At 71.5% G+C, this 12261-nt stretch carries 13 protein-coding genes; 9 read left to right on the plus strand and 4 right to left on the minus strand.

The genetic code is table 11. The features are described from left to right. A complete protein-coding gene (locus L3078_RS32880; protein ID WP_239757553.1) occupies positions 1 to 456 on the minus strand; it encodes a lamin tail domain-containing protein in 456 nt (151 codons plus the stop codon). Positions 457 to 647: 191 nt separating this feature from the next. Between L3078_RS32880 and dxr the strand changes: the two genes are divergently transcribed. The 8 genes from dxr (at position 648) to L3078_RS32920 (ending at position 9486) form a co-directional block, all read left to right on the plus strand. Further along, positions 648 to 1931 carry a 1-deoxy-D-xylulose-5-phosphate reductoisomerase gene (gene dxr / locus L3078_RS32885; RefSeq protein WP_239757554.1) on the plus strand — a complete coding sequence of 428 codons (1284 nt, stop codon included), beginning with the start codon at positions 648 to 650 and terminating at the stop codon, positions 1929 to 1931. Further along, positions 1928 to 3232 carry a M50 family metallopeptidase gene (locus L3078_RS32890; protein WP_239757555.1) on the plus strand — a complete coding sequence of 435 codons (1305 nt, stop codon included), beginning with the start codon at positions 1928 to 1930 and terminating at the stop codon, positions 3230 to 3232. The genes dxr and L3078_RS32890 overlap by 4 nt, the downstream gene beginning before the upstream one ends. Before the next feature lie 159 nt (positions 3233 to 3391). Then, positions 3392 to 4549 (plus strand): flavodoxin-dependent (E)-4-hydroxy-3-methylbut-2-enyl-diphosphate synthase, encoded by a 1158-nt coding sequence (ispG, locus tag L3078_RS32895; protein WP_239757556.1) that lies wholly within the window; start codon positions 3392 to 3394, stop codon positions 4547 to 4549. Between the two features lie 190 nt (positions 4550 to 4739). Next, positions 4740 to 5594, plus strand: a complete 855-nt coding sequence (locus tag L3078_RS32900) for a GNAT family N-acetyltransferase (RefSeq protein ID WP_239757557.1) — start codon at positions 4740 to 4742, stop codon at positions 5592 to 5594. Positions 5595 to 5730: 136 nt separating this feature from the next. Then, positions 5731 to 6261, plus strand: coding sequence for a GNAT family N-acetyltransferase (locus L3078_RS32905; protein ID WP_239757558.1), 531 nt, complete (start codon positions 5731 to 5733; stop codon positions 6259 to 6261). A gap of 101 nt (positions 6262 to 6362) precedes the next feature. Next, on the plus strand, positions 6363 to 8069 hold the full coding sequence (locus L3078_RS32910; RefSeq protein WP_239757559.1) for a proline--tRNA ligase: 1707 nt from the start codon (positions 6363 to 6365) through the stop codon (positions 8067 to 8069). A gap of 110 nt (positions 8070 to 8179) precedes the next feature. Beyond that, the gene (locus tag L3078_RS32915) at positions 8180 to 8494 is read left to right on the plus strand and encodes a hypothetical protein (RefSeq protein ID WP_239757560.1); all 315 of its coding nucleotides are present in this window, start codon (positions 8180 to 8182) and stop codon (positions 8492 to 8494) included. Positions 8495 to 8499: 5 nt separating this feature from the next. After that, the gene (locus L3078_RS32920; RefSeq protein ID WP_239757561.1) at positions 8500 to 9486 is read left to right on the plus strand and encodes an FAD:protein FMN transferase; all 987 of its coding nucleotides are present in this window, start codon (positions 8500 to 8502) and stop codon (positions 9484 to 9486) included. A gap of 41 nt (positions 9487 to 9527) precedes the next feature. Here the strand turns inward: L3078_RS32920 and L3078_RS32925 are convergent, their stop codons facing one another. The 3 genes from L3078_RS32925 to L3078_RS32935 are packed head-to-tail and all read right to left on the minus strand — an operon-like array spanning position 9528 to position 11495. After that, positions 9528 to 10460 carry an aminoglycoside phosphotransferase family protein gene (locus L3078_RS32925; RefSeq protein ID WP_239757562.1) on the minus strand — a complete coding sequence of 311 codons (933 nt, stop codon included), beginning with the start codon at positions 10458 to 10460 and terminating at the stop codon, positions 9528 to 9530. A 40-nt stretch (positions 10461 to 10500) separates the two neighbouring features. Then, positions 10501 to 10956 (minus strand): ferritin-like domain-containing protein, encoded by a 456-nt coding sequence (locus L3078_RS32930; protein WP_239757563.1) that lies wholly within the window; start codon positions 10954 to 10956, stop codon positions 10501 to 10503. Then, positions 10953 to 11495 carry a hypothetical protein gene (locus L3078_RS32935; RefSeq protein ID WP_239760551.1) on the minus strand — a complete coding sequence of 181 codons (543 nt, stop codon included), beginning with the start codon at positions 11493 to 11495 and terminating at the stop codon, positions 10953 to 10955. Before L3078_RS32935 ends, L3078_RS32930 begins: the two co-directional genes overlap by 4 nt. A gap of 246 nt (positions 11496 to 11741) precedes the next feature. On the opposite strand from L3078_RS32935, the gene rimP reads away from it, so the two are divergent. Next, the gene (rimP, locus tag L3078_RS32940; protein WP_239757564.1) at positions 11742 to 12260 is read left to right on the plus strand and encodes a ribosome maturation factor RimP; all 519 of its coding nucleotides are present in this window, start codon (positions 11742 to 11744) and stop codon (positions 12258 to 12260) included. Position 12261: the final 1 nt, after the last annotated feature.

The raw sequence follows: 12261 nt of genomic DNA on the forward strand, positions 1-12261 counted from the left end.
CTAGCAGTACTTGTCGCTGGCGTCCCGGGTCGTCCACGAACAGGAGTCCACCTTCGACCCGTTCGCCTTCGTCAGCTTCGCCGTGTCGCTGGTGTTGTTCCAGACATAGGCCTTGCGGTTCTGGTACTTCGTCGCGGTCGTGTCCGTCCCCGACCCCGTGCGGACCTTGATGTACTTCTTCGCCCCGATCTTGATGTTCGGGAACGTGTACTTGTGGTTGTCGAGGTCCTTCAGCACCCAGCCCTTGAGCGAGATCGCCGACGAACTCGTGTTCTTGATCTGCACCCACTCGCCGTTGAGGCTCGTGGTGGACCGCGTGTCCTTGCCCGGGCTGTCGAAGTACACGCGGTAGATGACCACACCCCCCGCCGCCTCGGCCGGGCTGCTCAGCAGCGTGCCGGTCAGGGCCACCGCTCCGGCGAGCGCGGGCAGGGCGGCGCGTATGCGCTTGTGCATGGATCCCCCCAGGGTCCTCGTTCAGGTCGGTTGATCGGACTATCGGATCAACCGGTCAGAAGTCATATCACCCCTTCTTCACGCGTGCTTCACAAACGGAGAAACAGCCCCGTCAATCACAGACGGCACGAAGCGGGTCATCAGGGGGACGCGCGGTCCTGACGGACAGCGGATGCGGCCACAATGGGGGGATGAGCGACAGTCCAGCCCCTCTCGCCGATCCGCATCTCGTCTACGACCCGGTCGACGGCGTACGGGACGTAGTGATCCTCGGATCGACCGGATCGATCGGCACCCAGGCCATCGACCTCGTCCTGCGCAACCCGGACCGCTTCCGCGTCACCGGGCTCTCCGCCGCCGGAGGGCGGGTGGAGCTGCTGGCCGAGCAGGCGCACCGCCTGCGGGTGCGGACCGTCGCCGTCGCCCGCGAGGACGCCGTACCGGCCCTGCGTGAGGCCCTGGCCACGGCGTACGGCACCGCGGAGCCGCTGCCCGAGATCCTCGCCGGCCCGGACGCCGCCACCCACCTCGCCGCCTCCACCTGCCACACCGTGCTCAACGGCATCACCGGCTCCATCGGCCTCGCCCCGACCCTCGCGGCCCTGGAAGCCGGCCGCACCCTCGCGCTCGCCAACAAGGAGTCGCTCATCGTCGGCGGCCCGCTGGTGAAGGCCGTGGCGAAGCCGGGCCAGATCATCCCGGTCGACTCCGAGCACGCCGCCCTCTTCCAGGCCCTCGCCTCCGGTACCCGCGCCGACGTACGCAAGCTCGTCGTCACCGCCTCCGGGGGCCCCTTCCGCGGCCGTACGAAGGCGGAACTGGCCGATGTGACGCCCGCCGACGCGCTCGCGCACCCCACCTGGGCCATGGGCCCGGTCATCACCGTGAACTCCGCGACCCTCGTCAACAAGGGCCTGGAGGTCATCGAGGCGCACCTCCTCTACGACATTCCCTTCGACCGCATTGAGGTCGTCGTGCACCCCCAGTCGTATGTCCACTCGATGGTTGAGTTCACGGACGGATCGACGATGGCCCAGGCGACGCCCCCCGACATGCGCGGCCCCATCGCCATCGGCCTCGGCTGGCCGCAGCGCGTCCCCGACGCCGCGCCCGCCTTCGACTGGACCAAGGCGTCCACCTGGGAGTTCTTCCCCCTCGACAACGACGCGTTCCCGTCCGTAGGGCTCGCCCGGCACGTGGGCGAGCTCGCGGGCACCGCCCCCGCGGTGTTCAATGCGGCGAACGAGGAGTGCGTCGACGCGTTCCTGCACGGCGGCCTCAGGTTCGACGCGATCATGGAGACCGTCACACGGGTCGTCGAGGAGCACGGCACCCCCGCGGCGGGAACTTCCCTCACCGTGGCGGACGTCCTCGAAGCGGAGACCTGGGCGCGCGCCAGGGCCCGTGAGCTGACCACATCGACCATCTCGACCGGCAAACCCACCGAGCGGACGACCGCGGAGGCCCGTGCATGACGACCCTGATGTTCATCCTCGGCATAGTGGTCTTCGTGATCGGCCTGGCGTTCTCGATCGCGTGGCACGAGCTGGGCCACTTCTCCACCGCCAAGCTCTTCGGCGTCCGCGTGCCCCAGTTCATGGTGGGCTTCGGACCCACCCTCTGGTCGAAGAAGAAGGGCGAGACCGAGTACGGCGTCAAGGCGATCCCGCTCGGCGGCTACATCCGCATGATCGGCATGATCCCGCCCGGCGAGGACGGCCGGATCGAGAGCCGCTCGACCTCCCCGTGGCGCGTGATGATCGAGGACGCCCGCGCGGCCTCCTTCGAGGAACTCCAGCCGGGCGACGAGAAGCGGCTCTTCTACACGCGCAAGCCCTGGAAGCGCGTCATCGTGATGTTCGCCGGGCCCTTCATGAACCTGGTCCTGGCCGTCGTGATCTTCGTCGGCGTGATGATGACGTTCGGCGCGCAGACCCAGACGACCACGGTCAGCAAGGTCTCCGACTGTGTCATCGAGGCCAGCGAGAACCGCTCCAAGTGCCGGACCGGCGACGAGGAGGCCCCCGCCAAGGCCGCGGGCCTGAAGCCCGGCGACAAGATCGTCGCGTTCAACGGCGATCCCGTCGACGACTGGGCCGCCCTGCAGTCCGACATCCGCTCCAACCCCGGCAAGCAGGTCACCGTCACCGTCGACCGCGACGGCAAGGAACTCGACCTCACCGCCACCCTGGTGAAGAACCAGGTCAGCAAGACCGACGGCAACGGCGGCTACGTCGCCGACAAGTACGTCTCCGCCGGCTGGTTCGGCTTCACCCCCGCCTCCGGCATCGTCCCGCTCTCCTTCGGCGAGTCCGTCGACCGCATGGGCGACATGATGGAGAACGGCGTCGAGTCCCTGCTCTCCCTGCCCGCCAAGGTCCCCGCCCTGTGGGACGCCACCTTCGGCGACGGCGAGCGCGAGGCCGACTCGCCCATGGGCGTGGTCGGCGCGGCCCGCGTCGGCGGCGAGATCTTCACCATGGACATCCCCGCCACCCAGCAGCTCGCCAGCTTCCTCATCCTGCTGGCCGGCTTCAACCTCTCCCTCTTCCTGTTCAACATGCTTCCGCTCCTGCCGCTCGACGGCGGCCACATCGCGGGCGCTCTGTGGGAGTCGCTGCGCCGCAACGCGGCCAAGGTGCTCCGCCGGCCCGACCCCGGCCCGTTCGACGTGGCGAAGCTGATGCCCGTCGCCTACGTCGTGGCCGGCATCTTCGTCTGCTTCACCCTCCTGGTGCTGATCGCGGACCTCGTGAACCCGGTGCGCATCTCGTAGTCATCCGACGTTCACGGCGGCCGGGCACACTCACACGGTGGAGCCCGGCCGCCGGGGACGGTGATGTGCTCGGGTGCCCGCCGGTGCCGTAATCTCGAAGCCTGGAGCCCGCCCGTACCGGGACCCGATCCTGATCCACAACTTGGGGTTGCACAGCAGATGACTGCGATTTCTCTCGGCATGCCGTCCGTTCCGACCAAGCTCGCCGAGCGCCGCAAGAGCCGGCAGATCCAGGTCGGGTCCGTCGCGGTCGGCGGGGACGCCCCGGTGTCGGTCCAGTCGATGACCACCACCCGTACGTCGGACATCGGCGCCACGCTGCAGCAGATCGCCGAGCTGACGGCCTCCGGCTGCCAGATCGTCCGCGTCGCCTGCCCCACGCAGGACGACGCCGACGCCCTCCCGGTGATCGCCAAGAAGTCGCAGATCCCGGTCATCGCCGACATCCACTTCCAGCCGAAGTACGTCTTCGCCGCGATCGAGGCCGGCTGCGCCGCGGTCCGCGTCAACCCGGGCAACATCAAGCAGTTCGACGACAAGGTCAAGGAGATCGCCCAGGCGGCGAACGACCACGGCACCCCGATCCGCATCGGTGTCAACGCCGGCTCCCTCGACCGCCGCCTCCTCCAGAAGTACGGCAAGGCCACCCCCGAGGCGCTCGTCGAGTCCGCCCTCTGGGAGGCGTCCCTCTTCGAGGAGCACGGCTTCCGCGACATCAAGATCTCGGTCAAGCACAACGACCCGGTCGTCATGGTCAACGCCTACCGCCAGCTCGCCGCCCAGTGCGACTACCCCCTCCACCTCGGCGTCACCGAGGCGGGCCCCGCCTTCCAGGGCACCATCAAGTCGGCGGTGGCCTTCGGCGCGCTCCTCTCCGAGGGCATCGGTGACACCATCCGCGTCTCCCTCTCGGCCCCGCCGGTCGAGGAGATCAAGGTCGGCAACCAGATCCTGGAGTCGCTGAACCTCAAGCCGCGCCGCCTCGAGATCGTCTCCTGCCCCTCCTGCGGCCGCGCCCAGGTCGACGTCTACAAGCTCGCCGAAGAGGTCACCGCCGGCCTCACCGGCATGGAGGTCCCCCTCCGCGTCGCCGTCATGGGCTGCGTCGTCAACGGCCCCGGCGAGGCCCGCGAGGCCGACCTCGGCGTCGCCTCCGGCAACGGCAAGGGCCAGATCTTCGTCAAGGGCGAGGTCATCAAGACCGTCCCCGAGTCCAAGATCGTCGAGACCCTCATCGAGGAAGCGATGAAGATCGCCGAACAGATGGAGGCGGACGGCGTCACCTCGGGCGAACCGACGGTGGCGGTGGCGGGCTGAGGAGAACTCGGCGTCTTCTGAAGATCGGCCCGACAGGGCCGTCTTCAGGGGCGCGGGGAACTGCGCGACAAGCCACGACGCACCCGCACCCGCCAACGCACAGGAGCCCCCGAGTTCTGAGGCGCCCCCGCACAGCCCGGCAGGGTATCGTGCCAAGACCAGCGCAGACCCCAGGGTGAGGCCCCCGCACGTGTTGACCCAGACCACCACCAGGGTCCTCGAACCGAGTGACCTGGACGCCGCACTCGCCGTCCTGGACCGAGACCCCGTCGCGAACGCCTTCGTGACCTCCCGCGTCCAGGTCGCCGGGCTGGACCCGTGGCGGCTGGGCGGCGAGATGTGGGGCTGGTACGAGGACGGCGCCCTGACCTCCCTCTGCTACGCCGGCGCCAACCTCGTCCCCATCTGCGCCACCCCCCGCGCCGTGCGCGCCTTCGCCGACCGCGCCCGCCGGGCCGGCCGCCGCTGCTCCTCGGTCGTCGGCCCCGCCGAACCCACCGCCCAGCTCTGGCGCCTCCTCGAACCCAGCTGGGGCCCGGCCCGTGAGATCCGCTCGCACCAGCCCCTCATGGTCACCGACCGGCTGCCCGACCCCGCAGAGGTCACCCCCGACCCGTACGTCCGCCGGATCCGCAAGGACGAGATGGACACGATCATGCCGGCGTGCGTCGCGATGTTCACCGAGGAGGTCGGCGTCTCCCCGCTGGCCGGCGACGGCGGACTCCTCTACCAGGCCCGGGTCGCCGAACTCGTGGGCTCCGGCCGCTCCTTCGCCCGCCTCGACGCCGACGGCCGCGTCGTCTTCAAGGCCGAGATCGGCGCCGCCACCCCCCAGGCCTGCCAGATCCAGGGCGTCTGGGTCGCCCCCGAGTACCGGGGCCAGGGCCTCGCGGCCCCCGGCATGGCAGCGGTCCTCCGCTACGCCCTGGCCGACGTGGCCCCCTTGGTCAGCCTCTACGTCAACGACTTCAACACGGCGGCGCGGCGCACGTACCAGAGGGTGGGCTTCCAAGAGGTGGGCGCCTTCATGAGCGTGCTGTTCTGAGGTTCGGCCGCGGAGGGCTCCGCTTCTGCACGCCGGGCAAGGTGCGCGCCCCAAAAGGGGCGCGGGGAACTGCGCGACCAGCCACATCCAGCCCGCACCCCGCAGACACCCAGAACCCCCCTGTAGCATCCGCAACATGGACCTCGTCATCGGCCCCTTGGACCTCTCCGCCCACGTAGACGAGGCCCTGGCAGTGCAAGCCGTAGCCTTCGGCCTGGGCCCGGACGAGGTGGCCGTCCGCCGCCAGATCGTCCTCCGCCACATGACCTACCCGGGGGCCAGAGCCCTCGGCGCGACGACCGGAGGCCGACTCGTCGGCTTCGTCTACGGCATGCCCAACGACCGCACCCACTGGTGGTCCACCGTCGTCGAGCCCTACCTCCGCGCCCTCGGCCACGACCACTGGCTGGACGACTCCTTCGTCATCACCGAACTGCACGTCCACCCCCGCCACCAGAACCACGGCATCGGCCGCGCCCTCATCACCACCATCACCGACAGCGCCGTCGAACCCCGTTCGATCCTCTCCGCGATCGACGTCGACAGCCCGGCCCGCGGCCTCTACCACTCCCTCGGCTACACCGACCTCGCCCGCCGGGTCGTCTTCCCCAGCGCCCCCAAGCCGTACGCGGTGATGGGCGCCCCCCTGCCCCTGCGGCGCCGATAGCCGACCCGCCGCCCCCCTCCGCCACCACCGGATTTCCACGGGCCCCCGCCCCCCGGCTAACCTCCTGCCATCACCCGATCCCGGCAGGAGTACGAGAAGCCATGGCGAACGCACCGGTCCAGCGCATGTCCCAGTTGATGGCGAAGACGCTGCGCGACGACCCCGCGGACGCCGAGGTGCTCAGCCACAAACTCCTCGTCCGCGCCGGTTACGTGCGCCGCACGGCGGCCGGCGTGTGGACCTGGCTGCCGCTCGGCAAGAAGGTCCTCGCCAACGTGGAGCGCATCGTCCGCGAGGAGATGGACGCGATCGGCGCCCAGGAGGTGCTGCTCCCCGCGCTGCTGCCGAAGGAGCCCTACGAGGCGACGGGCCGCTGGGACGAGTACGGCCCGGAGCTGTTCCGCCTGAAGGACCGCAAGGGCGGCGACTACCTCCTCGGCCCCACCCACGAGGAGATCTTCACGCTGATCGTGAAGGACCAGGCGTCCTCCTACAAGGACCTGCCGGTGATCCTCTACCAGATCCAGACGAAGTTCCGTGACGAGGCCCGCCCCCGCGCCGGCATCCTGCGCGGCCGTGAGTTCCTGATGAAGGACTCCTACTCCTTCGACACCGAGGACGAGGGCCTGGCCCAGTCGTACGCCCTGCACCGCCAGGCGTACCAGAAGGTGTTCGAGCGCCTCGGCCTCGACTACCGCATCTGCGCCGCCACGGCGGGCGCGATGGGCGGCTCGAAGTCGGAGGAGTTCCTGGCCCCGGCCGGCGCCGGCGAGGACACCTTCGCGGACTGCCCGGCGTGCGACTTCGCGGCCAACACCGAGGCCATCACGTTCGAGTTGAAGCCGGTGGACGCCGACGGCGTGCCCGCCCTCGAGGAGATCCCGACCCCGGACACCCCGGCCATCGAGACCCTCGCCGCGCACCTCGGCGTCGAGGCCTCCGCCACCCTGAAGAACCTCCTCGTGAAGGTCGACGGCGAGATCGTCGCCGTCGGCGTCCCCGGCGACCGCGAGGTCGACATGGGCAAGGTCGAGGCGCACTTCGCCCCGGCGGTCGTCGAGATGGTCACCGAGGCGGACTTCGCCGGCCGCCCCGACCTGGTCCGCGGCTACGTCGGCCCGCAGGGCCTCGGCGAGAAGGTCACCTACATCGCCGACCCGCGCGTCGCCCCGGGCACCGCCTGGATCACGGGCGCCAACAAGCCCGGCACGCACGCCAAGAACGTCGTCGCGGGCCGCGACTTCGAGGTCGGCGAGTACGTCGACGTCGTGGTGGTCCAGGAGGGCGACCCCTGCCCCAACTGCGGTACCGGCCTCAAGCTGGACCGCGCCATCGAGATCGGCCACATCTTCCAGCTCGGCCGCAAGTACGCCGACGCCCTCAAGCTCGACGTCCTCGGCCAGAACGGCAAGCCCGTCCGCGTCACCATGGGTTCGTACGGCATCGGCGTCTCCCGCGCGGTCGCCGCCCTCGCCGAGCAGTCCGCCGACGACAAGGGCCTGTGCTGGCCCGCCGAGGTCGCCCCGGCCGACGTCCACGTCGTCGCGGCCGGCAAGGCCCTCCAGACCGAACTGGCCCTCGACGTCTCCGAGAAGCTGCGGGCGGCCGGCCTCCGCGTCCTGGTCGACGACCGCGCGGGCGTCTCCCCGGGCGTGAAGTTCACCGACTCGGAGCTGATCGGCGTACCGAAGATCCTGGTCGCCGGCCGCCGTTCCGCCGAGGGGGTCCTGGAGCTGAAGGACCGCCGCACCGGTGAGCGTGAGGAACTGACGGTCGACGAGGCGATCGCCCGCCTCACCACCGCCTGAAGGAAACCCTCAGAGAGTTCTTCCGGGGCGTATAGCCGCCTCACAGATTTCTCTCAGACCGTTCCCCGACCGTAGGGCGTGACAGAACGTCACTACGGAGGGGAACGGTCATGACGCCCAGAGGACGAGGTGCCGTCGCGGGCATCCGCAGAGGCGCCCGGCGTACGGCGGCCACCGCGGCGGCGGTGACGCTCGCGGCGGCCGCCGGCATGTTCGCGCTGATCGGCACGGTGCAGGCGGACACGGCCACCACCGCGAGCGGCAGCGGCACGAGTTCGACGTCGTCGACGACGACCGGCGACACCGCCACGAGCACGGGCACGGGCATCAGCACGGACTCCTCCTCGGACCTCCGGTCCTCCTCCGACGGCATGTCGTCCATCACGGGCGACGACTCGGCCGACTCGACCTCGGGGGCGTCGTGACGACCGTGCCGACGACGCCATCGCGCTCCACGGCCGCCGCCGACTGGCGGGCCCTCGGGACGACCGTCCGCCTGGTCACCACGGACCCGGCCCTGCTCGACTCCTGCAATCTGCTCCTGGCCCGGCACCTGGCCGAGGTCGACGCCGCGTGCAGCCGTTTCCGCGAGGACTCGGAGCTGACGGCGCTCAACACGGCCGAAGGCCGACCCGTGCGGGTCAGCCCGCTGCTGGCCGAGGCCCTGGCGGTGGCCCTGCGCGCCGCCCGCGCCACGGACGGCGCGGTGGACCCCACGGTCGGCTCGGCGACGGAGGCACTCGGCTACGACCGTGACTTCACCCTGGTCCAGGAGGACGACCGCCCCGTACGCCTCGCGGTGCGACGTGTGCCGGGCTGGAGCCAGGTCGACCTGGACCGCGCCACGAACACGGTGACCCTCCCGCCCGGCGTCCGCCTCGACCTGGGCGCCACGGCCAAGGCCTGGGCCGCAGACAGGGCGGCGCGCACGCTGGCCCGGGCGGCCGGCTGCGGCATCCTGGTCAGCCTCGGCGGCGACACGGCCGTGGCGGGCGAACCCCCGGCCGGCGGCTGGCGCATCCGCGTGCAGGACGACATGGCCCCGGTCGAGCGACTCCCCGAGCACGGCACGTACGTCACGGTCGGCATCCGCAGCGGCGGCCTCGCCACCTCCGGCACCACCGCCCGCCGCCGGCGCCGCGGCGACCACCACCTCCACCACATCGTCGACCCCCGCACGGGCCGACCGGCCACGACCCCCTGGCGCACCGTCTCGGTCGCCGCCGCCACCTGCGCCGACGCCAACGCCGCCTCCACGGCGGCCCTGGTGAAGGGCGAGAGCGCGGTCCGCCGGCTCTCCCGCCTCGGCCTCCCGGCCCGTCTGGTCACCCATGAGGGCACGGTCGTCACGACACCGGGCTGGCCCTCCCGGGCACCGCGAGCGGACCCGCCTCCGGCAGCGGAGCCCAGCGCATGAGCGACGAGATCCTCTGGAGAATCAGCCCTCATCCGCCCGGGTCAAAGCCAGTCGGCGAACTCCAGCAACAACTCCGCGTCCCTGGGCCGCCCCACGCGGCGCGCCCGTACCCCCGACTCCACGGCCCGGAACAGCGTCCACCCCCGCAGCCGCTCCTGATCCACCTCGAGCGACTCGGCCAACTTCTTCACCCGCCGCCGAGTGATCGCCGCCCCCGAGGGCGAGGCGATCAGATCCTCCACCCGGTCCCGCACCAGACGCGCCAGATCGAACGCGCACTCGCCCACCACCGGGTCCGGCCCCACCGCCAGCCACGGCAACCGCTCCCCGGCCAGCACCTTGCTCTGCCGGAACGTCCCGTGCAGCAAGCGTTCCTCGGGCGCGGAATCCAGCAGTTCCGCACGGACCCCGAGGGCAGCGTCGACCAGCCCCCGCACCTCGGAGTCCTCCTCGGCGCCCGCCCGCAGGGCCTCCGCCTGCCGCTCCGTCCGCTCGGCGACGGTCTCGAAGACATGCGCCTCGGGCGGCTCGACCCACAGCCGTCGCAGGGTCGCGGCCGCCTCCAGCAGCGCCTTCGCCTCGGGCAGCGTCCGCACCGACAGATCGGGACGCAGCCGCTCCAGCAGCAGCACACCCTGGCTGTCCCCGGGGTTGAGCAGGTGCACCGCGCCCCGCCCGTCCCAGTGCGCGAGGGCCGCCCGCTCGGCCTCCGGCCGGGCCCGTCCGGGCGCCAGCTTGAGCACGGCAGGCGTGTCGTCGATCATCCGCACCAGGAGTACGAGACTGCTGCGGCCACCGGGTGCCTGCACCCGCTCCACGGTCAACTCGCGTAGATCCACGGCCTGTTGAAGCAGCCCGGGAAGGTTTTCCAGCCACTCGCCGACGCCGTCACCACCCTCCGGCCGACGGGTCTCGGCGAGCGCTCGCACCAGCCGCCGCGGCGGTTCGAAGTCCTCGAAAGCCATGCGAGCCATGGGCGAGCCGTTCCCTTCCGGAGCGTGATGAGGGCCGTGATCAGGTGTGTGGTGTCGCCGACGGGCCGGCGGCGGCCGTCCGCTCGGCGAGACCAGGGAAGGCTACGCTTCCGCCCCGCCACCGCACCGCCCGCACCGCCGCCTCCCGCAGCGCCTCGGCGGCCGTGGCGCGCCGCTCGCCCTCGGCCGCCCGCACGAGATCGGAGTACACGCCGGCCACGCGCTCCTCCAGCTCCGCGGCGAGCCGTACGGCGGACTCGGAATCGACCACCCGGAAGGGCAACGCGTACCCGGCGGCCGCCACGGCGGGCTTGCCGCCCAGATCCCGTACCGCCCGGGCGAGCGCGTCCCGGCGGGCCCGGTGCGCGTCGTACGCCTCCCGGGCCTCGCGCTGCCGCGCCTCGCCGATCTTCCCGCCGACGACGCCGTAGCCGTACACGGCGGCGTGCTCGGCCCCGAGCGCCGCCTGGACCGCCTTCAGCTCCCCGCTGCTCACTTCGCTCCCTCCGTCAACACGTACGCGTGCCCCGCACCCGACGCCGCCACCGAGGCCATCAGCCGCGCCACCTCACCCGGCACCCGCAGCAACGCCTTGGCCCGCTCGTCGGCGAGGGCCCGCTCGGCGGCGGCCAGCTCGGCGAGGGCGGCCCCGGGGTCGTCGGGCACGGGGGAGACCGAAGCCGATGCGGACGCAGAGGGCGAACCGGACGGAGAAGAGCTCCCGTCGCCCGCGCTCTCCTCGTCCGCGCTCCCCCTGTCCGCGCTCCCCGCGCTCGCGCCCGCCTTGCCCGCCCCCTTCGCGCCCCCGAACGCCTCGGCGTGCCGTACGACCTCCGCCCGCAGCGGCGAGAGCAGCGCGGACAGGTCCGGATGGGCGGCGATCACGAGGTCGTACCGCGCCGCGAGCCTCTCGCTGTCCCGCGCCACCCGCGCGCGTGCCCGCTCCACCCGCGACGCGCCGCTCCCGCCGTCGGACCCCCCGCCCCCGGACGAGCACCCCGCGAGCAGCCCCGCACCGGCGGCCCCGACGAGCAAACTCCTTCTGCGCGGCCCCGACAGGGCACGCGACGACAGGCTGAACGACACAGCAGACGTCCTCGGGGGGTCGTACGAACAAAGAAGCGGTGCGATCACCGTACCCGTGAAACGCGCTGTACCCCGCTAGGACCTGCCCCGGGGTCGCGGGGAACTCGTGGACGGCAACACCCCAGCGGAGCGGCTACCCTTTGACCTGACACGCGCCCTACCCACAACAGCACACGCGGCCGAGGAGTCACCCGGATGAGCACCACCCAGAGCGAGAGGCTGCGAGAACTGCTGGAACCGCTCGTACGCTCCCAGGGCCTGGATCTCGAAGAGATCGCAGTGGACTCGGTCGGACGCAAGCGGGTGCTGCGGGTGGTCGTCGACTCGGACGAGGGCGCGGATCTGGACACCGTCGCCGACGTCAGCCGCGCCCTCTCGGCCAAGCTGGACGAGACGGACGCGATGGGCCAGGCGGAGTACACCCTGGAAGTCGGGACGCCGGGCGCCGAGCGCGCCCTCACCGAGCACCGTCACTACCGCCGTGCCGTGGACCGTCTGGTGAAGTTCGCGCTCCGCGAGGACGGGGAACTCATCGCCAGAATCCTGACCGTGGACGACGACGGCCTCGACCTCGAAGTGCCCGGCGTGAAGGGCCGCAAGGCCACCACCCGCCGGCTCGCCTTCGCGGAGATCGACAGAGCCCGCGTCCAGGTCGAGTTCAACCGCAAGAACACGAAGGACCAGAAGGACATGACGGAAGAGGAGGAGGCGTAGC

The organism is Streptomyces deccanensis, assembly GCF_022385335.1.
Classification (GTDB): Bacteria; Actinomycetota; Actinomycetes; order Streptomycetales; family Streptomycetaceae; genus Streptomyces; species Streptomyces deccanensis.